Source organism: Nitrosomonas mobilis (assembly GCF_900103035.1).
In the GTDB taxonomy this organism is placed as follows: Bacteria; Pseudomonadota; Gammaproteobacteria; order Burkholderiales; family Nitrosomonadaceae; genus Nitrosomonas; species Nitrosomonas mobilis.
Map to the genome: position 1 here is coordinate 1 of NZ_FMWO01000039.1, position 22,616 is coordinate 22,616.

A 22,616-nucleotide genomic window follows, 5' to 3' on the forward strand; every position below is an offset into this window, starting at 1 on the left:
CAATGGCGATGAATAAAATTCAGTTTCAGGCAGGCCTGTCACTGCATGAATTTCTGCATCAATATGGCACGGAAGCACAATGTGAAGCAGCATTGTTTGCTGCGAGGTGGCCACATGGCTGGAGATGCCTGCGCTGCGATGGGGAGCGATATTCCTGTACCCATAACGGCCGCAAGCTATGGGAATGCCTGGATTGTGGCTACCAATGTTCTTCAATTGTCGGCACCGTGTTTGAAAATACTAAATTACCGCTAAGAACCTGGTTTCTGGCCATTTACTTGATGACGCAAAGCAAGAATGCGGTCAGTGCATTGGAACTCAAACGTCAGCTGGGGGTAAGTTACAAAACGGCATGGTCGATCAAGCATAAGCTGTTACAGACCATGCTGCTGCGCGAAGAGCAACGCCGTCTGGATGGACGCGTGGAGGTTGACGATGCTTATCTGGGAGGTGAAAGGCCGGGAAAGCGCGGGCGGGGCGCGGCAAGTAAGACGCCATTTGTAGCGGCAATACAAACAAACAGCGAGGGGAAGCCACTTTATATACGCTTGACCCCCGTAGCGGGTTTTACATATGAAGCGCTCAAACAGTGGTCGGCTGAATGTCTGTCATCTACTGCACGAGTCGTATCTGATGGTTTGGGGTGTTTCGGGGCGGTTACGCATACAGCCGCGCAGCATGAGCGCCATATTGTGGGAAGTGGCAAATCTGCTGTGCAGCGTGCCGAGTTTCGCTGGGTCAATACGCTTCTTGGCAATCTCAAGACTGCCTTCAGCGGAACCTACCATGCATTCAATCACGCCAAGTATGCACAGCGCTATCTTGCAGAATTCTCCTATCGCTTCAATCGCCGTTTTGATTTGGCTGCCATGGTGCCGCGATTGCTGCGCGCCGCCGCAACGACAGAACCTCTTCCGATCGGTATATTGAGAATTTCTGAGACAGGTAACTAATCAGGAAAATAAATGTGGAATTGTTTCTTCTACAGTCGGGTCCGGGAGTGCCGTGGAGCCTGGCATGCCGGTATCTGCTGTATATCAGATTCAGGTAGAGTAGAATGCACCTTCATTGATCGGTATCGCAGCTCTATTCTCCCCAGGAACTTTCATTCATGAAAATTCGTGATCTATTGCAACAGCGTAGCAAGGAAAATTTTTCCCTTCATGACCAATATCTGAACAGTCAGATGGTCAAAGTCCTTAAAACTATCGGATTTGATCGGCACTACGTCAAGGCGCAGGGTGCCTACCTCTATGATGAAAATGGTAATCGCTATCTGGATCTGCTGAGTGGGTTTGGCGTATTTGCGTTAGGCCGGAATCACCCAGAAATAGTTGGTGCACTAAAGGATGTATTGACTGAGGATTTACCCAACCTTGTGCAGCTGGATGTCTCTCTTCTTGCTGGTCTGCTGGCAGAAAAGCTAGTTGCACTTACCCCTGAAAGTTTGGACCGTGTATTTTTTGCCAATTCTGGCACTGAAACCATCGAAGCCGCTATCAAATTCAGCCGCTTCGCAACTCGGAAATCCAAAATCATTTTTTGTCGTGGCTGTTATCACGGACTGAGCCTGGGCTCTCTTTCTGCCACAGGTGATGACCATTACAAGAAAGGTTTTGGCCCCATGGTGCCAGATTTTGTCGAAATTCCGTTCAACGATCTTGCTGCGCTGGAACGAGCGTTATCACAAGGGGATGTTGCCGCTTTTATTACCGAGCCGGTGCAAGGCCATGGCGTGTGGATTCCTGACGAGAATTATCTGCCCGAGGCGGCAAGGTTGACACAAAAATACGGCGCACTGTTTATCGCCGATGAAATTCAGACTGGATTAGGGCGTACCGGTAAATGGTGGGCTGTTGAGCACTGGGGGGTGGAGCCAGACATACTTTGTATGGCCAAGGCATTATCTGGTGGTTTTGTGCCAGTTGGGGCGTTGGTGTGCAAGGAATGGATATTTAGTCGAGTTTTTAACCGTATGGATCGTGCAGTGGTGCATGGCAGTACTTTCGGCAAAAACAATCTGGCGATGGCAGCTGGACTTGCCACTCTGGAAGTATTGGAATCAGAAAACCTGATTGAACATGCGGCTCGCACGGGAAAAATGATTGTGGATGCGCTCCGCCCGCTTGTCGGTGAGCATGAATGCTTTACTGAAATTCGCGGTCTGGGAATGATGATTGCGTTACAGTTTACCGAGCCTAGCAGTTTATCGCTGAAACTTTCCTGGAAAATGCTGGAAGCTGCCAACAAAGGATTGTTTTCACAAATGATTACAGTTCCGCTATTTCAGAAACATAGAATATTGTCGCAGGTAGCGGGTCATGGTATGAATATCGTTAAGTTTATTCCCCCGCTTATCCTGACTGAAGATGATGTACGGTGGATAACGGTTGCTATCAGCGACGTTATTGCGGATGCGCACCGTGGACCGGCTGCTGTCTGGGATCTCGGGAAAACTTTAGCAACTCAGGCTGTGCGCATGAAGGCTGGAATTTAGCGTTCCAGCAAACGGTTAGATTTAGATAAGTTACAAGCAACGGACAACAGAATATCGTCAAAACTACCATAAACAGTTTCCACCACTTTCTTTAGCAACCCGTGCTAATAGCTGATTGTGCAACTCTAGTTCATGCTCATCAGCCTGTCGCACAGGTATGGCCAGACCAGCTATTGAGGCAATTTCATCTTCGGTGAGCTGTGGCGGAGACTCGAGCGCTATCAGCAAACTTTTCTGGCCGCGTGTCATGGCAAGGTATACTTCTGCCAGCAATTCAGCATCCAGCAATGCACCATGTAATGTACGTCTGGTATGATCTATGTAGTATCGCTCGCACAACGCGTCCAGATTATTGCGCTTGCCTGGGTGTAATTCTTTTGCCATGACCAGCGTGTCGTTAATTTGTTTGCAATAACGTTGTAATGGCTGGCAATTGATCAGCTCTAGTTCACGGTTGATGAATCCCACATCGAAAGGTGCGTTATGAATAAAAATCTCAGCATCTGTGATGAAAGCCAGGAAGTCATTACAAATTTCCCGGAATTTGGGTTTGTTACGAAGAAATTCTCTGCTTAGTCCATGGACCTTGAGCGCACCTTCATCGCTGTCCCGTTCCGGGTTGAGGTAAAAATGAAAATGGTGGTCGGTTAAGTGCCGATTGCTTACTTCCACCGCGGCAATCTCGACAATGCGATGGCCGCTGGCTGGATCAAGCCCGGTAGTTTCAGTATCTAAGAAGAGTTGTCGCATTATTCAGTTGCCTATGAGAATAATCGTGAACTAGGATAAGGAGTTGGCCTGCGTCAGCATGGATTCCGCTCCGAGATTTGCCAGTCGGTCCGCTTGCTCATTGCCGTCGTGGCCACTATGTCCGCGTACCCAGAACCACTCCACTTGGTATTGCTGCGATAATTGATCGAGTTGTTTCCACAATGCCTCATTCTTGACTGGTTTCTTGTCTGCAGTCAGCCATCCGCGTTTTTTCCAACCATGAATCCATTCACTGATTCCTTTTTGTACATACTGTGAGTCTGTATGAAGCTGCACCGGGTCACCCGGCTTTACCGTAGGCATTGCTTTCAGAGATTGTAAGGCGCGGATAGCGGCAAGCAATTCCATGCGATTATTGGTCGTCATCACCTCACCACCAAACAGTTCCCGAATTTCTCCATTAGCACGCAAATAGACTCCCCATCCGCCAACTCCCGGATTACCTTTGCACGCACCATCTGTGAAAATTTCAATCAACCTGGCTTGATTAGTTTGCTGCATTACGTTCTTATGTCCCCAATTGTCGATAACACGTTATTTAAGTTTCACGTTATTTCCAACACCCTTCCCGACAGCATCCGAATTGATTTGCCTATCGACCTGAGTGGTAGCCGGTGCACTTCTTGTTTTAGGGGGATTCTCCCAGCAGGGTTTAAGAATCCGCATGCCGCGCTCATGTTTTACCGCTTGCAAAAAATAAACACCACCACCGATTGGCCACCAACGATCACCTGCTGCTTCCATGAAGCGTAGCCGTGAAATCCATTTTTCACTACCACAGGGTGGAATATAGCAGCCGAGTTTGCCGGTATTGGTTTCCAGACCAAGTAGTTCTAACCAGTCCTTCATTCTTGGTAATGCAATAAAATTACCGCACCATGGAAATTGATTCTTGCTGGTAGTTATGTGTTGATGCAGCCCCCACGAACTGAAAGGATTAAATCCGCTAATGACGATCTTGCCTTCTGGTATGAGGATACGGTGGACTTCACGCAGTATCTGATGTGGGTTGGGGAAAAATTCCAGAGTATGCGGCAGCAGGACCAGGTCAATACTTCTACTGCCAATAGGTAGCAGATGAGGGTGGGCGTATGCGCTGGAACCTTTCTCTAACCCGGCTACGAATCGGAAAGGCATGCGGTTGCTGCGTAAGAAATCAAACTCGGGGAAACTGATCTGAACTGCGTTATAGCCAAAAATATCTGAAACGATACTATCGTAAAAAGCGCGCTCCTGCTCTAACAGGTATTGTCCAATGGCTGTACCGAGCCATTGCTGCAAGCTTTGATGCAATGTGGAGTTCAGCATGATTTCAAGAAAGTTTCGATAATTTTTTGTTTAGGGAACAACAATGTTTACTGTATCCGCAGTCCAGGCTTTTAAGGACAATTATATCTGGATCGTTCACAACCAATCGGTTACAGTGATTGTCGATCCAGGAGATGCCTCTCCCGTGCGGCAGTACCTAAGACAATATAAACTGCGACCCGTTGCCATCTCTTTTGTACACACCATCACCATACTGGCGGAAATATGACGCTTGTACAAGAATTTTTCCATTCCGGTCTATGGTCCTGCAAGCGAAAACATACCTTGATGTACACATGGATTGACAGAGGGAGAGACGCTAACCATTCCAAAGTTGGTAACTTAATTTACCGCTATGGAAGTGCCAGGACATACAGCTGGCCATATTGCATTCTATGGGGGCCATGCTCTATTTTGTGACGACACCCTTTTTTCCTGTGGTTGTGGACGTATTTTTGGAGGGAATGCACAACAGATGCATGCATCTCTGCAGAAGCTGGCCAGCGTGCCTGACGAAACCAAAATTTATTGCGCACACGAATATACGCTGGCCAATATCGAATTTGCCAAAACAGTTGATCCAGACAACTCGGTATTATTCGAGCTGGAGGAAGATTGCAGGCGGAAACGGGCTAATAACCTCCCAACACTTTCTTCTCCAGTATGGCTATCGAAAAAGCAGTCAACCCTTTTCTGCGCTGTGATCAGAGGCCCATTATTGACTGCACCAGCCAGCATGAAGGCCGGCAATTGAAAGACCCGGTAAGCGTGTTTACTGTGTTGCGTAATTGGAAGAATAGTTTCTAGCTATGACACCCTTCCGTATCGCAAGCGTCGGCTAAGGGAGTCTCTGTTGCATCGGGCGACAGTATGGATGAAATTGTAGTCGCCTGTTCTTCATCTGTCTCGGCGAGCAGTGTGCCAATGGATACTCCCAGTAGAAAATCACTGACATGTCCAAACTGATGCAGACGTAAATGACCTGTCTTATCAATCAGTATCGTCGTTGGAGTACCCTGCATCTGATAAGCCATCATGGTATGTGGAATGGCCATTTGTTCATTTGGCTTGTCAATTCCGATTGGAAAGCGTAATCGGTATTCATAGGCAAACACCTCCAGTGCCTCACGTGTCATGACGGCATGGTGCTCAAAGACTGTATGCAGTCCGATGACTGCAACCCGGTCAGGATCAAATTCGTTGAAAATCTTCTGCGTTTGTGGAATACCCTGCTGCACACAACCCGGACATAGCATCTGAAAGGCGTGCAGCAAAACCACTTTTCCGCGTAGAGAAGTAAGTGTAATAGTTTCAGTCGTATTCAGCCATCCAGTCGTTTGCAGCTCTGGAGCTCTGATTTTACTCATTGTATCTTTGGATTCAGTCACTTGAATTTCACTCAATCAATCAAAGCAAAAGGGCATTTTACTTGGCGCCATTAATTCTTATGGTGCGAAACAAAATGCCCCAAAAGTGATGGAAAATCGTACACAGCTTGAAGCCTATGCACGACTGTGCATCAACTTTTCAAATTATATAAATTATTTAGCAGGTTTTGCGGCGCGCAATACTGGATAGTGTTGAATAAACACATTGTCAAAAGCTGCCGTTTCTACGTGGCAGGCATTGCAGGATTCGTCAGCTTGTGCTGCAGCACTCTTGCTCTCATAGCTTTCAAAACCAAAATATGCCCAATGATTAGGTCTGTTGGCGTAGCGTTTTGAATCTTTGACGGTCGCAGCAATTCCTAGGTATTCGCCCTGAAAATAACCATTGCCACTTGAAGATTCTTTGGTGCCAACGCTGGTCAGTTCTTTCACTATGATCGTCCCGTCACGGAATTTCCCGTTCTTCTTCCAGTGAGCATAACTGACCGGATCTATATAGACATTGTGGAATTCAGGAAACGCAGGGTTGCCATCATTCATGTCTTTTGGAGTAACGGGGGCCCCGACAAATATCCATTCACGATAATCTTTCGGTGTCAGCAACTCACCGTCTTTGTTAAAGTGTGCATAGGATTTACTATGATGTCCGGCATGCCCTTTATGTTTGTCATGCTCAGCGGCAACGGCAACAGTTGCCATCTGCCCAACCAGAAGGCCAGATACCAACAAGGGGGCAAAGCTGCCCAGGAATGATTTTTTCAACAGAGACATAATAAATTCCTTAAATAGTTAATCGAAATTATCCAGAAAACAGCTTTCTCAACCACAGCCATTTTCAAAGTTAATCTTAGTCAGCGCTTCGAGATACGTCAAGATCTGAATTCTCATAAGGAAAAAGAATGAGTTAATCCAAAAGTCAGATTGACGATACACACAAAAGGGCGATAGTCGTTCGCCCTTTTGTGCTCCTGGATCTGTTTACATGTAATTCCCAGGGTGATTTTTCTGTTAATTAATGGGCAGATTCACGCATATGTTTGATGGCATCTTCAATATGTTTGGTCGCGACATCTGCATGCCCCATCTCACCGTGTTTGATGCCTTCTTCGAGATGTTTGACTGCTTCATCCATATGATGGTGAGCATCAGCGTGTGCTTTTTGTGCATGTTTTGCGTGTTCCAGGCTTTCTTTGGCATGTTTTGTCAGCTCTTTGGCGTGCCCATCTTCACCATGCGCCTGAGCTTTGCCGGCATGTTCCATTGCTTCGGAAGTATGTACGCCATCATCTGCGTAAACATTTACACTCATCAACATTGCCAGTGCACTCATTGCAATCATACTTGTCAGTGTTTTCATTTTGCCATTCTCCAAAAATTTACGGTACTGGCTTATGCCAAGGCACCAGGATTTCCCTAACTCGGGAAGCTCAGGCGAATTGATGATTTATGCGAAAACTGCTATTAAAACCTAGTTGAAACAACAGACTAACAAATAATCAATCAACCTTAATGATAGTTATACCACAAAAACCTGATCATAATATGACTTCTCCCATGCTGCCGAGAGTCCCGAGAGTCTGCTTTCATTCCCCTATTTGGCTTGCTACGATTGCTTAAGTTCGACAGACTCCTAGATGCCGCGCAGTAGCTCATTGATGCCAGTTTTGGCACGGGTTTTTGCGTCCACCTGTTTGACGATAACCGCACAATACAGGCTGTAAAGCCCGTTTTCGGCGGGCAGATTTCCGGATACCACAACGGAACCTGGTGGAATCCGCCCATAGCTGATTTCGCCAGTCTCGCGATTATAGATTTTAGTACTTTGACCAATATAAACGCCCATGGAGATGACAGCGTTCTCACCGACGACCACGCCTTCGACAATCTCAGAACGTGCGCCAATAAAGCAATTATCCTCGATGATGGTTGGGCTCGCTTGCACAGGCTCGAGAACGCCGCCAATACCGACACCACCTGATAAGTGCACATTTTTGCCGATCTGTGCGCAGGAGCCAACAGTTGCCCAAGTATCTACCATGGTACCTTCATCGACATAAGCACCGATATTCACATAGGAAGGCATCAGCACGACATTGCCGGCGATAAACGATCCTCTGCGTACCGCTGCGGGTGGAACTACCCGAAAACCGCCATCGCGAAAATCACGTGAACTGTAGTCAGCGAATTTGGAAGGGATCTTGTCGAAATAATTAGAGAAGCCGCCTTTGATAAAGCTGTTATCTTCAATGCGAAAAGACAGCAGTACCGCCTTCTTGATCCATTGATGCACAATCCATTCACCATTGATTTTTTCGGCTACCCGCAGTTTTCCGCTATCAAGCAGGCTGACGACATGAGCAACAGATTCTTTGAGGTTGGATGCAACATTGCGCGGGGTAATTTCCGCGCGATTCTCAAAAGCATCTTCTATCGTGGTTTGTAATTTTTCCATAGTACTCCTGATGAGTGATTTAACGATTTCTCTAAGGGGGCGCTTCTAAAAATCCATATTTCGCCACAATACCGTGCTGTTTGTGAAAAATGTTTCTGATATATCGTTATATGTCGTGTTTATATTTTTTATTCGCGCCTGGTTTTATTTTGAACCCTGAATTTTCAGATGTCCTTTAGAATGAAACTTCTCTAATTCTTTCAAATGCTTCTTTACACTCTGCAACAGATGAAACCAATGCTACCCGTACAAAATTTTCACCCGGATTGATGCCATTGGCTTCACGCGCTAAATAACTGCCTGGCAGAACCACGATATTCTTTTCGTGATAAAGCCGCTTGCAAAAGCTGGTATCGCTGATCGGGGTTTTTAACCAAAGGTAAAATGCAGCTTCTGGCATACTGACGGGCAGCACACCTGTAAGTATCTCTGTTGCGTCCGCAAATTTCTGTTTATATAAACGCCGATTTTCGATCACATGCTGCTCGTCGCTCCATGCGATGGTGCTGGCTGCCTGTACTGCCGGGTTCATGGCGCTGCCATGATAGGTGCGGTAAAGCAAAAATTTTTTTAGAATGGACGCATCTCCCGCAACGAAACCGGAACGCAATCCCGGAACATTGGAGCGTTTCGAAAGACTGCTAAACACTACCAGCCGGGGAAAACCACTTCGGCCAGATTTTTCTGCTGCTTGGAGCGCCCCAAGCGGGGGACGTGTTTCATCGAAATAAATTTCCGAATAACATTCATCTGCCGCAATGACAAACCCGTATCGGTCGGATAAAGCAAATAAGCTCTGCCACTCTTCCAATGTCATTACCTGACCCGTAGGATTGTTTGGTGAGCAGATATAGACCAACCGAGTGCGCGCCCAGATCTGATCGGGTAACTGTGCCCATTGTGGTGCAAACTGATTTTCCGGCAAGGAATTAAGAAAAAAAAGCTCGGCATTTGCAAGTAATGCCGCGCCCTCATATATCTGATAAAAAGGGTTCTGGCAGACCACTACAGGCCGTGGTGTGGTATGCGTATCCACAACTGCCTGAGCAACAGCAAATAATGCCTCTCGACTGCCATTAACAGGGAGAATCTGTGTATCCGGGTTGATGTTGTCAAGCTGGTAACGCTGTGCCAGCCAAGTGGCAATGCTGGTTCGCAACCAGTTTGATCCTTGCGTTGTGGGATAATGCGCGAGCTCATGCAGATTATTTGCCAGCTCTTGTTTGATAAATTCAGGCGTTGCGTGTTTGGGTTCGCCAATATGCAGACTAATAGGCGAGAGCGAGGTATTTGGTTGCAAGTCTTTCAGCAATTCCGCGAGTTTCTGAAATGGATAAGGTTGAAGATTTTCTAACGCAGAATTCATATTTGGTGGAATGCTGTGATCAGCATGGTGTTTATAGCGGGATGGATTTTTTAGCATCTCAATAAGATCAGGATTATAAAGGCTGGCAGCAATGTTGACCATGAAAAAAACTTTGCAGGTGGTTTCCTTGCTTCTTGGCGCAACAATATGGGGCGTGGCCTGGTATCCCTATCGAATACTTGAGCAGCATGGCATTGGGGGAGAGCTGTCAACTACATTGACTTACTTCATTGCTTTACTGATTGGGTTAGTGTTGTTCCACAGGCAGCTTTGCCGCGAGGCAATTTTTAATGTTGCCATTCACTATTTAATCTGGATTGGGTTATGTGCAGGCTGGGCTAGTATGGCATATACCTTGGGGATTGTTCACGGGGAAGTCATGCGGGTACTGCTATTATTTTATCTGGCGCCACTCTGGACCATCCTGTTTGCACGCCTGTTGCTCAATGAGCAATTGAGCATACATGGCTACTTCATCATACTGTTGTCGTTGGCGGGCGCTGTCCTCATGCTTTGGCAGCCAGGAAACAGAATTCCGATGCCGGTATCCTATGGCGATTGGATGGGTTTGACTGGTGGGTTTATGTTTGCGCTCGCAAATGTTCTTGTTCGCAAAGATCAGCTGCACAGCATCCAGCTCAAATCGCTGGCAGTATGGACTGGTGCCACTTTGATCGGAGTGGTCATCCTGATGCTGAAAGGTGACATATCAATTTTTCCTGTTTATCCGGTTGATGAGTATATCTGGCTGCTATTGTTAGGGGTAGGGTTGTTGATTTTCTTCTTGAGTGTACTATTGCAATTCGGGTTTACCTACACTCCGGCGAATCAGGCAATTATTATTTTACTGTTTGAGCTGGTGGTTGCCGCGCTTGCTGCCTATTTTCTGACCGAGGAAGTCGTGGCGTTCAAGGATTGGATGGGCGGATTGATGATTGTCTCGGCCAGCCTTTTTTCTTCAAAAATCAATCGAAGTTGATCTCTTTTAATCTTATTCCTGAATTCGAATTTTAGTGATGCATTATTGCCAACGATGGTGAATGGATTCAGACCGCTGCTTGTCAGAGTTATGTCACAAGCAGCAACCACATTGCACGTACAGGATGAGTAAAGAGGGTTTTGGTGCGGCGCATTTCGATGCCCTAAATTCGCTGACTCATTCGATTTGTTGATCTTTATTCTAACGGAGAGCAAATCATGCACAGTCAAAAAATTTTTGTCATGACCATTGCCTGTATTATTGCTTTTACAGCAACACCGCTAGTCGCAGCAGAAAATATTGCCGGCTATTCTTCAGTTCCCGGAAACCTGCTACTTGCGTAAGCGCATGAACAGCATGTGGTCAACAAGAGTAAGCACGATAAAAAAGTAGCCAGCGGACATGCAGGCCATAAGGAGCATGGACAACAGGATAAAATGGGGGCAAAATGGCCGAGGAACAATTCACGAAACCCAAAACCATGAAAATGCCGCATGGCGGTCATGGCGCAAATAAAAAGAGTGGGCATAACCATTATTAGTGGAAGAGGCATAATTTATATGCCAAGTCATAAAACAATTCTGCTTGTTTGAACCAATTAGTGGGGGATTTAATGAAACTTATTGTACTTTTTGCTCTTGTTTTGAGTTTTCACGCCTTTGCACAATCAAACTCAGGGACCGATATTGCTGATGATAGTGGCGGTCACAGTCACGAGGGAGAAAGTGATCATGGCGGAGGGCTTGGCGATGGAATGGACAGAACCAGTCTCAAGCAGTATTTTGAACCTTTGCCGGAATCTATTATCGACGAGCAAAAAAATGCTGCATTGATCAGCCTGGGGAGAATGCTTTATCTTGACCCGCGTCTTTCGGTCAACAATAAAATTTCCTGTAACTCTTGTCATGAGCTCGGAAATTTTGGTGTCGACAACGAACCGACTTCTCCGGGGCATGAAGGCAAACGCGGTGACCGCAATTCACCCACTACTATGAATGCCGCACTTCATATAGCGCAATTCTGGGATGGTCGTGCCCGTGATGTTGAAGAGCAGGCATTAGGTCCGATTCTGAATCCGGTTGAAATGGGAATGCCTGATAAGGGAACAGTTGTCAAGAAACTTAAGGAAATTGATATTTATCAGAAACTATTTGCCGAGGCATTCAGTGATCAGAAATATCCTTTCAATTACAACAATATCGGAGTGGCAATTGGTGCTTTTGAGCGTACCTTGCTGACACCATCGCGTTTTGACGATTATCTGAATGGTGATGATGGCGCATTAACCAAAGTCGAAAAAAGAGGGTTGCATAAGTTTGTTAAAATCGGTTGCGCTACCTGCCACAATGGCGTGGTCATTGGTGGAAACTCCTTCAAAAAAATTGGGCTGATTGAACCTTACGAAACAACTGATCTTGGGCGTTACGAAGTAACCAAAATCGAGAGTGATAAATACGTGTTCAAGGTGCCAAGTTTGCGTAATGTTACACAAACCGCACCGTATTTTCATGACGGCTCGGTTATCACGCTGGAGGAGGCTATTCGCCTGATGGCAAAACATCAGCTTGGCCAGGAAGTGGGCCATGGATTTATCCGTGATGTGAAAGCCTTCCTGGGGTCTTTGAGGGGTAAAGATAACAATTTTTGATGCGGTTACAAGTGCTGCTGAGCACTACAGCAGCGCTTGTATTTCGTCATTCCATGTCTGTGTGGCTTCTTGTTCTTGTAGTAGCTGTTTAATCGCTTGCGCAGAATAAGAATACGAATTACATTAACAGTCGGCATTTGTCATAAAAGTCACACCAATATAAAATTCTGTGTCTCACGATTGTTCGTGTAATTCAGAATAAATATAAATGTAAGCTAAAAGGAGAGTAATGATGCAATTGAAAGGATCTCAAACCGAAACTAATTTGCAAGCAGCATTTGCTGGCGAATCCCAGGCGAACCGTCGTTATCTTTATTTCGCGGCTAAAGCCGATGTTGAAGGTCAAAATGATGTCGCATCGGTTTTTCGTTCTACCGCTGAAGGTGAAACAGGACACGCCCATGGACACTTGGAATATTTGGAATCCTGCGGCGATCCTGCAACTGGTCTGCCGTTCGGTTCGTCGCGTGATAATCTCAAAACGGCAATTGCCGGTGAAACGCATGAATATACCGATATGTACCCCGGTATGGCGAAAACAGCACGAGATGAAGGCTTCAATGAAATAGCCGACTGGTTTGAAACGCTTGCCAAGGCTGAGCGTTCGCATGCTAATCGCTTTCAACGCGCACTGGACAATTTTAGCGACTAACGGTTCGAGAATATTAATATTGTTCGGTTATTTCTTTGCCCGGTTAATGCTCGTTTGCGGCATTCCCGGGCAAATTTTATTTAGAGCTTGTTTTATCTGTTGAACTAACTGATTACCATCTTATGTCAATCCGTGAAGGCAGCCTGGAAGCACCCAAACGTAATCCGATTGATTGGCAGAAACCCGATTTTTATGATGAACAGCAACTGTTTACGGAAATGTACCGGGTTTTCGATATTTGCCATGGATGTCGGCGTTGCGTCAATCTTTGCACAACATTTCCCAGCCTGTTTGATCTGATCGATGACGGCAAAACGGGTGAACTCGATGGCGTAGAAAAACAGGATTTGTGGCAAATCGTAGATCGCTGCTATTTGTGTGATATGTGTTTCATGACCAAATGCCCTTATGTGCCACCGCATCCATGGAATGTGGATTTTCCACATTTGATGTTACGTGCTAAGGCAGTCAAATACAAAAAACAAGGTGCAAGCTGGCGCGATAAACTACTATCCAGTACCGATGCGATGGGTAAACTAGCCACCATACCGGTAGTCGTGCAGACAACCAATGCCATCACACAGACACCTGCAACCCGCAGGTTATTCAGTAAAGCGATCGGCATTCATCCGGAACGGGAGTTGCCAGAGTACAGTGCAAAAAAATTTCGTGCTCATGCGCGTCCAGACGAGCGCTTTGCGCCCAAACCAAGCAGTAACGTGCCTGGAAAGGTGGCCATCTATGCCACCTGCTATGTCAACTACAACGAACCCGGTATTGGTCATGATCTGCTTTGGATATTGGCGCACCATGAAATTCCAGTAAAACTGGTTGCACAGGAATCCTGCTGTGGCATGCCGAAGCTGGAGCTTGGGGACCTGGACAGTGTGGCCGCACTCAAGGATCACAACATTCCCCATTTGGCTGCTCTGGCAAGAGAGGGTTATGCAATTTTAACTGCCGTTCCTTCTTGTACTTTGATGTACAAGCAGGAGCTGCCCTTACTATTTCCTGAAGATGAAGCGGTCAGCATGGTGGCCGATGCCATGTTTGATCCATTTGAATACCTGATGCTGCTGCACCGTGAGGGATTGCTGAAAACCGATTTCCAGCATGCACTTGGCAAAGTGGCCTACCATATTCCCTGCCATCTACGGGTGCAGAATCTTGGCAAGAAAACCCGTGATCTACTGCAGCTGATTCCCGGGACGGAAATCACGACAGTGGAGCGCTGCTCCGGACATGACGGTACCTGGGGGGTCAAACAGGAGTTCTTTGACGATTCGATGAAAATCGGCCAGCCAGTGTTTCGGCAAATGGGCGAAGCGGAGCCTGACTACATCAGCTCCGACTGTGCAATTGCCGCACGCCACATTCAGCAAGGAATGAAACCCAGACAAACCGTGAAACACCACCCGCTGACCTTACTCCGCATGGCTTACGGAGAGTCCCAGATGCGACCGATACCTGCGCAATCAGTGTCTGCAACAGATTCAATTATCCACACACAGGGAAATACCATGTCCAAGATAACTCGTGACAGTCTTCTGACACTCGAAGCCTATGCCAGAAACAGAGAATCTTTCCGCGCTGATGTCATGGCACACAAAAGGAATCGCTCAGTCGCGTTGGGTGAACATGTCACACTGCTATTCGAAGATGAACTCACGATGCGCTATCAGATACAGGAAATGCTGCGCGCGGAAAAAATATTTGAGGAAGCTGACATCCAACAGGAGTTGGATGTCTATAACCCACTGGTTCCTGACGGGCATAACTGGAAGGCAACCATGCTGATCGAGTACGGTGATCCGGCAGAACGGGCACAGAAACTGACTCAACTGATCGGCATCGAAGACCAGGTATGGGTGAATGTTGCCGGTCATGTGCGTGTATATGGAATTGCCGATGAAGACCTTGATCGCGCCAACGCCGAGAAAACTTCCGCTGTTCATTTTCTGCGCTTTGAGCTGTCACTGGAAATGATTGGCGCATTGCGGCAGAGTGCAACTCTGAGCATGGGCATTGATCATTCTGTGTATCAGGTGACGATCGAATCTGTAGCAGACGATATACGGAAAGCATTGATACAGGATTTGGCATGAGCAAGATTTGCCGTCTGTTGCTTGCTTGTATCTTTATCCTGCTCCTGATTGGCTGTGCCGGCAGGGATGAGTTTGTTGATTCGTTCGATCATGGTAAGACTTGGGAGGAGATTGCTCCCAGCCTGCCACCCTATCCTGAAAATAGCAATCTGCTCGCATTTGATGCGGGACCTGCCGGCAACTTGAGTTTCTTCGTCGACGCTAATTCGGTCAGCGTTGACAAGAAGATGCGCGTAATTCGTTACAGTATGATCATCCGCTCTGCACAAGGGGGCGATAATGTTTCATACGAGGCATTGCGCTGTGAAACGCGCGAGCGAAAACGCTACGCAATTGGGGATCCCTCAACACAAACCTGGGTACCTGTACGAATCAGCGAATGGGAAACCCTCGAGCAAGTCAGACAACTGCATGCACAACGCGAGCTGGCGAAATATTATTTTTGCCCACGTGGGCTGGTTGTCAACTCAGCAAATGAGGCTCTGCGCGCACTTAAAGCTGGCATGCATCCCAAAGCTACGCGCTGATTAAACTGATCTGACATATTCTGATTATTTTGCCTTCACCAACCTTCATTCGCAGCTATGTACTTCGTCAGGGATATTACTCAGACGCACAGCGTCGTGCCTATGAAACATTAATGCCGTGTTACGGAATTTCCTTTTCTACGACACCACTTGATCTGGCCGGTATATTTTGCCGAGCAGCACCCAAAATACTCGAAATCGGTTCAGGCATGGGTGAAACGACCGTCGCCATTGCGCAGCAGCAACCCGAAAAAGATTTTATTGCCGTAGAAGTCCATGCTCCCGGCATTGGAAGCCTACTTAACCGTACTCAGCAGCTAGGCCTGACAAATCTGAAAGTAATCGCTCATGACGCATACCCTGTATTGCAAAGCATGCTGCCCGATGAATCACTTGATGGCGTACATATCTTCTTTCCCGATCCATGGCCAAAGGCGCGCCATCACAAACGTCGCCTGATTCAACCTGATTTTGTATCCCTGCTGGTCACCTGCATGAAACCAGGCGCCTATCTGCATATTGCGACTGACTGGGAAAATTATGCTGAATATATTCTGCAGGTGCTTGGCCGTGAAGACCGGCTGATCAACACCGTCGATGATTACGCCTCTCGCCCATCTTATCGGCCGCTGACCAAATTTGAGGAACGCGGTTTGAAGCTGGGGCACACCATTCGCGACATTATCTTTCGCAAGCGTTGACCGCCATTTCCTTTGTCTGGAATAGCAAAAATTAAGACAATTATCGTGCAACAGGCATTGAGTCATCCGCCTTGCGCGGGGCCGGTTTTCCTATTCTGTATCTGCGTCTGGTGGATAGTCTAATACCTGCTGCACGATCAGAGACAAACCGTCGGTACCACGAAGTGTATCCACCGTATCGACCGCCAGCTCGACCCGTGTGTGTAATCAACTCAGGCATGATGATAATTCTCCCAACTCCCGTTGGCTTGACAACCCATTGCCAAACATCTCCACATTCAGCCCGTGCTCCCGGCAATAGGCTACCTGCGACAAACTACTTGCCTGCTAGTCACAGATATGCTTTTGTCGATTATCTGTTCACACAGCAAAACTCAATTTAGTGGGGAAGGTGCCGGAAGTGGAAGCTGTCGAAGTACCAAAAGACATCATGGCCACAAATTGCTGGACGAAAGAGCAACTTAAACTTGCATTCCATCTTTATTGCCAACTTCCTTTTGGAAGGTTGCACAGCCGGAATCCTGAAATTATCCAGCTTGCAAAACTAATTAATCGCACACCTAGCGCAGTCGCAATGAAGTTAGTTGCATGCCGTTTCATAAAATGTTAACTGGTATTTTGAGATAAGCCGTGCCATTGTCTTCAGCTGGCGGCAGTTGTCCCGCTCTGATGTTAACCTGCACGGATGGCAGAATAAGGGCCGGCATTCCCAGCGTGGCATCTCGTGCGGTTCGCATAGCGACAAATTTATCTTCACTGATGCCATCATGCACATGGATGTTGTGCGCTCGTTCATCAGCCACGGTACTTTCCCATTTTATTGGGCGATCGCTGGGGGGGTAATCATGACACATGAACAGCCTGGTTTCTGGTGGGTACTCCAGCAATTTACGGATTGAGCGGTAAAGCTGGCGTGCATCACCACCTGGAAAGTCTGCGCGTGCAGTGCCCGCATCCGGCATGAACATGGTATCGCCAATGAAAATTGCATCTTCAAACTGATAAGCCAGATCTGCCGGAGTATGGCCGGGGACGAGTATCGCTTTGCCACGAATCTTACCCACATCAAAATATTCCCCGTCGGCAAACAGATGATCAAATTGGGCGCCATCCGTGCTAAAACCTTTTTCCAGGTTGAACATTTTTTTAAAAACTGTTTGGACTGCGGAAATTTTGTCGCCAATCGCTGTTTTTCCACCCAATTCCATTTTCAGGTAATGCGCCGATGAAAGATGGTCGGCATGTGCATGTGTTTCGAGTATCCAGTCCACAGTCAAATTCCGGGAGCGGACGAAATCAATCAGTTTGTCAACTGCCTGATGCGTTGTCCGGCCGGATTTAGGATCGTAATCGAGTACAGGGTCAATGATGGCGCAGTGGCCAGATGGTTGATCAAACACAACATAACTGATAGTCGCAGAAACGGGGTCAAAAAAGCCTTCAATGTTGGGCTGCATAGTATTTTCCTATTGGTTATTAGTTAACGCATAAACATTATATCTATAAATATTCTATTTTAAAATAGTTTTTTTTAATGTATTATATTTTGCTATGACAGTTGATATCGCAGGCAGGTGAATATTGTGGCTGCCAGTAGTTGTAATAAGGGCACCTCTAAAAATTCATATTTAATTACAATACTTTGTTACTTAGGAAAAATGTTTCCTTGCATATCAATTCAATTATATGGTGTGTCAATATTTTTTATGCGTACCTGGTCTTGTTTAGAACTCTGCATTTTTAGAGGTGTGCTCATAAATCAAGGCAACAACATTTGATAATTATGATGAATACAAATACTCGAAATAAAATGGAACCCACTTCTTCCGGGCAGGATATTTCCGTTCTGCTGCAGGAAAGAGCCGCGGCAACCAGGGCATGTGCTCTCTTGAAGGTATTGGCAAATGAGGACAGACTGTTGATTCTGTGCCAGCTGATGCAGGGCAGTAAAAGTGTTGGTGAGCTGGAGCAGTTGCTGGGGATCCGGCAACCGACATTGTCACAACAATTGACCGTGTTGCGCGGGGAACGGTTGGTCACCACTGAGCGCAACGGGAAATATATTTTCTACACACTGGCAAGCCCCGAGGTATCCAGTATCATGCAGACCCTGTATGAACTTTATTGTCAGAAAGGTGAGCGAGATTCGCTTCCCCAGAACGCTTCCCACGTGGCTGAAGCAAACTCCTGAAATAAATTTAATCCCTATGCTTTTTCAAATCCATCCAAGCTTTTCATAAGGAATATGCCATGAATACAGCGGCTGAAACAAACTGGAACAAACTAAATGAAAATTTTGCCGTATCCGGCCAAATCAGCTTGGAAGATATTCCGACGATCGCAGCGGCAGGCTACAAATCGATTATCTGTAATCGTCCTGATGGGGAGGGTGATGAGGCGCAACCAACAAGCGATGTTTTAAAACTGGCCGCGGAAGCAGCGGGTCTGGAGTTTGCCTATTTACCCGTTGTAATCGGCGGGGTGAATGCTGAGAAGCGGGAGGCTTTCCAACAGCTTCTGAAAACCTTGCCTGAACCAGTATTTGCTTTTTGTGGCTCAGGCAAGCGTGCCACGGCGTTGTATGCTGCAGGCGAACCCGCGCAGACTCAGCCACCTCAGCAAGACACCATTACCGATGCGTGCAACTGGGAAGGCGGCACACCAGAAACGCATGCGTTTACGTATCAGAGTTCTGGGCCTGGAGTAACACCGGTTATCCCCGCATGTCACTGGGACAATAGTTTCGACATCGTCGTAGTGGGCGGGGGATCGGCAGGTATCGGCATTACCGCCAGTCTGCTGAAACGGCGTTCTTCATTACGTATTGCCATCATTGAACCCAGCGACAAGCATTATTATCAGCCGGCATGGACGCTGGTCGGTGGCGGTGCCTTTGATCAGGCGGATACAGTGCGTGACATGGCTGCCGTCATACCTAAAGGTGCGCAGTGGATCCAGGCAGCCGCAGCGGGTTTCTTACCGGATAATAATCTGGTGCAGCTGGCCGATGGTCGTGCCATTAGTTACCAGCAGCTGATCGTCTGCCCTGGTATCCGGCTCGCCTGGGAGAAAATTGAAGGTATTGAGCAAACACTCGGTAGGAATGGTGTCACTTCCAATTATCGCTTTGATCTTGCACCATATACCTGGATGCTGGTCAGACAGCTGAAAAACGGTAAAGCACTGTTTACCCAGCCACCAATGCCGATCAAGTGTGCTGGCGCGCCGCAAAAAGCAATGTATTTATCCTGTGATTACTGGGAGAAACAGAGTGTGCTCGACAAAATCGATGTCGAATTCGATACCGCAACCTCCGTTCTGTTTGGTGTGGCCGAATTTGTCCCGCCGCTGATGGCTTATGTCAATCGTTATCGCGCCAGATTGGCCTTTAATTCCAATCTGGTCAAGGTCGATGGTGACAGAAAGCTGGCCACATTTGAAGTCAAAGATGAGCACGGACAGGTCACTCGCATCGAGAAACCGTTTGATATGCTGCATGTCACACCGCCACAGGCTGCGCCGGATTTTTTGCGCAACAGTCCACTGGCCGATAGCGGCGGGTTCTGTGAGGTCAACCCCAAAACACTGCAGCACACACGTTTTCTTAATATTTTCTCATTGGGTGATGCTTGCTCCTCGCCCAATGCCAAGACTGCCGCCGCTGCTAGAAAACAGATTGTCATCGTTGCCGAGAACCTTCTGGCTGCACGCGAGGGGCTCGAACCAAAAATAATTTACGACGGCTATGGTGCTTGCCCGTTGACGGTGGAAAATGGCAAAGTCATTCTCGCTGAATTTGGTTTCGGTGGAAAACTACTTCCGAGTTTTCCACTTGATCCTGCCGTTGCCCGAAAATTCTACTGGTGGCTAAAAGTCAGGCTTTTTCCATGGCTGTACTGGAACGCCATGCTGAAAGGGCGTGAATGGCTGGCGCGCTCGACTGGTGTCGACTGAGCGTTATTGTCGAAATGGAAATATTATTGATCAGTCTGGTGCTAGGGGCAATTACTGGCATCATCCTGGCTCTGACCGGCGCAGGAGGGGCGATTATCGCCATTCCACTACTGGTTTTTGGTTTGAACTTACCCATGACGCAAGCCGCGCCTGTTGCCTTATTCGCCGTGGCGTTATCAGCAGCCATCGCGGCTTACCTCGCGTTTAGCAGACTCAAAATTGTACGCTATCGCGCGGCGGGCCTGGTTGCTGTGGTGGGTATGCTGGTTGCACCGTTCGGCGTCCGGGTAGCGCACTTTCTGCCTGATCTGTTATTGACGCTCTTATTCTCAACGGTGTTAGCTTATGTTAGCTGGCGTATGTTTCAAGCATCTGGCCAGCACGAGTTACCTGAAAAATCTGCGTTACCGGGTTCTATAAATGCCACCCCCTGTCAACTCGATACCGTCGAGGGACGTTTTATCTGGAACGAGCCTTGCGCCAAAGCACTGGCGCTTGCAGGACTAACAACTGGATTCTTGTCTGGCCTGCTGGGAGTGGGTGGTGGATTTGTTATCATTCCTGCACTTAAGCGTGCAACTACGCTTCCCATGCAATCCTTGGTCGCTACTTCCCTCGCTGCCATCGCATTGATTTCGACAGCAGGTTTTCTTTCGGCTGCTTTCATCGGCGCCATGGAATGGATGATCGCGATACCGTTCAGTCTGGGTGCCATATCCGGTATGCTGGTCGGTCGCCGCTACGCTAGCCGTCTCAATGAAACCCTGTTGCAACGGGGATTTGCAGTAGTAGCGGGATGTATTGCGTTCGGGATGCTGGTGAGTTCGATGATGACCTTCATTTAGCTAAAATTTGCTAATATGTCCGGCAGCCACCATCCGGACATCAATCGTGACTCATCCTGTGTCAGCCATGGCAGCCAAAAAAATACAATCCTCAGCAACACCCGCTCAGCATGAAAAATGTCGTGTCGACAAATGGTTGTTTGCAGCCCGTTTTTTCAAGACACGTTCTTTGGCGGCCGAGGCAATCGAGAAAGGTCGAGTGCAAGTCAATGACGTGCGCGTCAAGCCATCCAAAACATTAACTGAAGGTGACAGGCTGGAAATCCGCATTGGTGAATACCGGCATCATATCAACGTATTAGCATTATCAAACAAGCGGGGATCGGCTGCCGTCGCACAAATGCTTTATCAGGAGACGGAAGAAAGCCGTACCGCCCGACAGGCACTTGCTGAAAAACTCAAAATGCAACCTCGCCTGGAAGGAAAAGGACGTCCCACCAAGCGCGCCCGGCGTAATATACAACGGTTGATTGACGGAGAATGACCACCAAGGCGAGCGCTGTCCTCAAAGAGATCTTTGGGTTTGCTGATTTTCGTGGGCAACAAGCTGAAATTATCGCGCATGTGACTGACGGCGGTCATTGTCTGGTGCTGATGCCCACCGGGGGTGGCAAGTCTCTGTGTTATCAGATTCCTGCATTGCTGAGAGATGGCGTGGCTATCGTGGTTTCCCCCCTGATTTCGCTAATGGAAAACCAAGTCGCGGCACTCAATGAATTGGGTGTGCGCGCCACTTATCTGAATTCATCGCTATCGGCGGAAGATGCACGAGTGGTTGAGCAAGCCATGCTGACCGGCGCTTATGACCTGATTTATGTTGCGCCGGAGAGATTGCTGACACAACGTTTTCAGGCATTGTTGCAACGCGCCTCCCTGTCGCTGTTTGCAATCGATGAAGCGCATTGTGTCTCGCAATGGGGACATGATTTCCGACCGGAATACAGTCAGCTCTCGCTGCTCACCAGAAAATTTCCGCAAGTACCGCGCATTGCGCTGACCGCCAGCGCAGATGACAAAACCCGTGCTGATATCATTCTTTGTCTGGGTTTGCAGCAGGCCCCCACTTTTATCAGCAGCTTTGACCGCCCGAATCTGTATTACCGAATTGTGGATGGATTCAATAGTCGGGCGCGCCTACTGGATTTTATCCGCCAGGAACATGCTGGCGACAGCGGGATTGTCTATTGCCGCTCACGCAAAAAAGTGGAGGAAACGGCCGTTTGGTTAACTGCCCAGGGGATTGCCGCGCTTCCTTATCATGCCGGAATGGATACGGCCACGCGCAGCCAGCATCAAAAGGATTTTTTGTATGGTGAAAATATCGTAATGGTGGCCACCACTGCATTTGGACTGGGAATTGATAAACCGGATGTTCGCTTTGTCGCCCATCTGGATTTACCCAAAAGTATCGAGAGCTATTATC

The 22,616-nt window shown here is 47.6% G+C and carries 25 protein-coding genes and 1 pseudogene; 17 read left to right on the top strand and 9 right to left on the bottom strand.

The features are described from left to right. Nucleotides 1-2: 2 nt before the first annotated feature. On the top strand, nucleotides 3-953 hold the full coding sequence (locus NSMM_RS03985) for an IS1595 family transposase (protein WP_090283515.1): 951 nt from the start codon (nucleotides 3-5) through the stop codon (nucleotides 951-953). Between the two features lie 158 nt (nucleotides 954-1,111). Continuing rightward, nucleotides 1,112-2,497: an aspartate aminotransferase family protein gene (locus NSMM_RS03990; RefSeq protein ID WP_090284848.1), complete on the top strand. Its 1,386-nt coding sequence runs from the start codon at nucleotides 1,112-1,114 to the stop codon at nucleotides 2,495-2,497. Between the two features lie 63 nt (nucleotides 2,498-2,560). On the opposite strand, the gene dnaQ is transcribed toward NSMM_RS03990, so the two are convergent. Genes dnaQ through NSMM_RS04005 form a run of 3 tightly spaced genes read right to left on the bottom strand, consistent with a single transcriptional unit; the run spans nucleotide 2,561 to nucleotide 4,576 of the window. Continuing rightward, nucleotides 2,561-3,247, bottom strand: coding sequence for a DNA polymerase III subunit epsilon (gene dnaQ, locus NSMM_RS03995; protein WP_090284850.1), 687 nt, complete (start codon nucleotides 3,245-3,247; stop codon nucleotides 2,561-2,563). Nucleotides 3,248-3,277: 30 nt separating this feature from the next. After that, nucleotides 3,278-3,769, bottom strand: a complete 492-nt coding sequence (gene rnhA, locus NSMM_RS04000; protein WP_090284851.1) for a ribonuclease HI — start codon at nucleotides 3,767-3,769, stop codon at nucleotides 3,278-3,280. A gap of 33 nt (nucleotides 3,770-3,802) precedes the next feature. Beyond that, nucleotides 3,803-4,576, bottom strand: coding sequence for a methyltransferase domain-containing protein (locus NSMM_RS04005; RefSeq protein WP_090284854.1), 774 nt, complete (start codon nucleotides 4,574-4,576; stop codon nucleotides 3,803-3,805). Nucleotides 4,577-4,619: 43 nt separating this feature from the next. Here NSMM_RS04005 and NSMM_RS16400 point away from each other — a divergent pair, with 43 nt between their 5' ends. The 3 genes and pseudogenes from NSMM_RS16400 to NSMM_RS16740 all read left to right on the top strand — a co-directional run bounded on the left by NSMM_RS16400 (nucleotide 4,620) and on the right by NSMM_RS16740 (nucleotide 5,383). Next, the gene (locus NSMM_RS16400; protein ID WP_245654675.1) at nucleotides 4,620-4,805 is read left to right on the top strand and encodes an MBL fold metallo-hydrolase; all 186 of its coding nucleotides are present in this window, start codon (nucleotides 4,620-4,622) and stop codon (nucleotides 4,803-4,805) included. A 246-nt stretch (nucleotides 4,806-5,051) separates the two neighbouring features. Next, nucleotides 5,052-5,171, top strand: a pseudogene (locus tag NSMM_RS16735) (hydroxyacylglutathione hydrolase); the annotation flags it as partial. Nucleotides 5,172-5,239: 68 nt separating this feature from the next. Next, entirely contained in the window at nucleotides 5,240-5,383 is a 144-nt protein-coding gene (locus NSMM_RS16740) for a hydroxyacylglutathione hydrolase C-terminal domain-containing protein (protein WP_281200884.1), read from the top strand. On the opposite strand, the gene NSMM_RS04015 is transcribed toward NSMM_RS16740, so the two are convergent. The 5 genes from NSMM_RS04015 to dapC all read right to left on the bottom strand — a co-directional run bounded on the left by NSMM_RS04015 (nucleotide 5,380) and on the right by dapC (nucleotide 9,782). Further along, nucleotides 5,380-5,943: a peroxiredoxin family protein gene (locus NSMM_RS04015; protein ID WP_090284876.1), complete on the bottom strand. Its 564-nt coding sequence runs from the start codon at nucleotides 5,941-5,943 to the stop codon at nucleotides 5,380-5,382. The two genes, NSMM_RS16740 and NSMM_RS04015, sit on opposite strands and share 4 nt — an antisense overlap. A gap of 174 nt (nucleotides 5,944-6,117) precedes the next feature. Next, complete coding sequence (locus NSMM_RS04020) at nucleotides 6,118-6,735, bottom strand: cytochrome P460 family protein (RefSeq protein WP_090284856.1); 618 nt, start codon at nucleotides 6,733-6,735, stop codon at nucleotides 6,118-6,120. A 241-nt stretch (nucleotides 6,736-6,976) separates the two neighbouring features. Further along, the gene (gene smbP, locus NSMM_RS04025) at nucleotides 6,977-7,321 is read right to left on the bottom strand and encodes a small metal-binding protein SmbP (RefSeq protein ID WP_090284857.1); all 345 of its coding nucleotides are present in this window, start codon (nucleotides 7,319-7,321) and stop codon (nucleotides 6,977-6,979) included. 273 nt (nucleotides 7,322-7,594) lie between these two features. Continuing rightward, nucleotides 7,595-8,416, bottom strand: a complete 822-nt coding sequence (dapD, locus tag NSMM_RS04030; protein ID WP_090284858.1) for a 2,3,4,5-tetrahydropyridine-2,6-dicarboxylate N-succinyltransferase — start codon at nucleotides 8,414-8,416, stop codon at nucleotides 7,595-7,597. Nucleotides 8,417-8,591: 175 nt separating this feature from the next. Beyond that, the gene (gene dapC, locus NSMM_RS04035; protein ID WP_090284878.1) at nucleotides 8,592-9,782 is read right to left on the bottom strand and encodes a succinyldiaminopimelate transaminase; all 1,191 of its coding nucleotides are present in this window, start codon (nucleotides 9,780-9,782) and stop codon (nucleotides 8,592-8,594) included. Nucleotides 9,783-9,882: 100 nt separating this feature from the next. Here dapC and NSMM_RS04040 point away from each other — a divergent pair, with 100 nt between their 5' ends. The 7 genes from NSMM_RS04040 (at nucleotide 9,883) to trmB (ending at nucleotide 16,394) form a co-directional block, all read left to right on the top strand. Beyond that, the gene (locus NSMM_RS04040; RefSeq protein WP_245654676.1) at nucleotides 9,883-10,761 is read left to right on the top strand and encodes a DMT family transporter; all 879 of its coding nucleotides are present in this window, start codon (nucleotides 9,883-9,885) and stop codon (nucleotides 10,759-10,761) included. A 218-nt stretch (nucleotides 10,762-10,979) separates the two neighbouring features. After that, nucleotides 10,980-11,105 (top strand): hypothetical protein, encoded by a 126-nt coding sequence (locus NSMM_RS16745; RefSeq protein WP_281200885.1) that lies wholly within the window; start codon nucleotides 10,980-10,982, stop codon nucleotides 11,103-11,105. Nucleotides 11,106-11,374: 269 nt separating this feature from the next. After that, nucleotides 11,375-12,409, top strand: coding sequence for a cytochrome-c peroxidase (locus tag NSMM_RS04045; RefSeq protein ID WP_090284860.1), 1,035 nt, complete (start codon nucleotides 11,375-11,377; stop codon nucleotides 12,407-12,409). A 232-nt stretch (nucleotides 12,410-12,641) separates the two neighbouring features. Continuing rightward, on the top strand, nucleotides 12,642-13,061 hold the full coding sequence (locus NSMM_RS04050; protein ID WP_090284862.1) for a rubrerythrin family protein: 420 nt from the start codon (nucleotides 12,642-12,644) through the stop codon (nucleotides 13,059-13,061). A 122-nt stretch (nucleotides 13,062-13,183) separates the two neighbouring features. Continuing rightward, nucleotides 13,184-15,166 carry a DUF3501 family protein gene (locus NSMM_RS16850; RefSeq protein WP_090284864.1) on the top strand — a complete coding sequence of 661 codons (1,983 nt, stop codon included), beginning with the start codon at nucleotides 13,184-13,186 and terminating at the stop codon, nucleotides 15,164-15,166. Further along, complete coding sequence (locus tag NSMM_RS04060; protein WP_090284866.1) at nucleotides 15,163-15,693, top strand: CNP1-like family protein; 531 nt, start codon at nucleotides 15,163-15,165, stop codon at nucleotides 15,691-15,693. Before NSMM_RS16850 ends, NSMM_RS04060 begins: the two co-directional genes overlap by 4 nt. Before the next feature lie 29 nt (nucleotides 15,694-15,722). After that, nucleotides 15,723-16,394, top strand: coding sequence for a tRNA (guanosine(46)-N7)-methyltransferase TrmB (gene trmB / locus NSMM_RS04065; protein ID WP_176753849.1), 672 nt, complete (start codon nucleotides 15,723-15,725; stop codon nucleotides 16,392-16,394). A gap of 596 nt (nucleotides 16,395-16,990) precedes the next feature. Here the strand turns inward: trmB and NSMM_RS04075 are convergent. Continuing rightward, nucleotides 16,991-17,851 (bottom strand): MBL fold metallo-hydrolase, encoded by an 861-nt coding sequence (locus NSMM_RS04075; protein ID WP_090284870.1) that lies wholly within the window; start codon nucleotides 17,849-17,851, stop codon nucleotides 16,991-16,993. A 353-nt stretch (nucleotides 17,852-18,204) separates the two neighbouring features. On the opposite strand from NSMM_RS04075, the gene NSMM_RS04080 reads away from it, so the two are divergent. The 5 genes from NSMM_RS04080 to NSMM_RS04100 all read left to right on the top strand — a co-directional run. Further along, nucleotides 18,205-18,585 carry an ArsR/SmtB family transcription factor gene (locus tag NSMM_RS04080; protein WP_090284880.1) on the top strand — a complete coding sequence of 127 codons (381 nt, stop codon included), beginning with the start codon at nucleotides 18,205-18,207 and terminating at the stop codon, nucleotides 18,583-18,585. Nucleotides 18,586-18,644: 59 nt separating this feature from the next. Beyond that, nucleotides 18,645-20,348 (top strand): bifunctional protein tyrosine phosphatase family protein/NAD(P)/FAD-dependent oxidoreductase, encoded by a 1,704-nt coding sequence (locus tag NSMM_RS04085; protein WP_090284872.1) that lies wholly within the window; start codon nucleotides 18,645-18,647, stop codon nucleotides 20,346-20,348. Next, the gene (locus tag NSMM_RS04090; RefSeq protein ID WP_245654677.1) at nucleotides 20,318-21,193 is read left to right on the top strand and encodes a sulfite exporter TauE/SafE family protein; all 876 of its coding nucleotides are present in this window, start codon (nucleotides 20,318-20,320) and stop codon (nucleotides 21,191-21,193) included. The genes NSMM_RS04085 and NSMM_RS04090 overlap by 31 nt, the downstream gene beginning before the upstream one ends. A 46-nt stretch (nucleotides 21,194-21,239) precedes the next feature. Continuing rightward, nucleotides 21,240-21,677: an RNA-binding S4 domain-containing protein gene (locus NSMM_RS04095; RefSeq protein ID WP_342671775.1), complete on the top strand. Its 438-nt coding sequence runs from the start codon at nucleotides 21,240-21,242 to the stop codon at nucleotides 21,675-21,677. Next, nucleotides 21,674-22,616: RecQ family ATP-dependent DNA helicase (locus NSMM_RS04100; RefSeq protein ID WP_143001851.1), on the top strand; the 943-nt coding region annotated here is incomplete at its 3' end. The genes NSMM_RS04095 and NSMM_RS04100, both read left to right, overlap by 4 nt.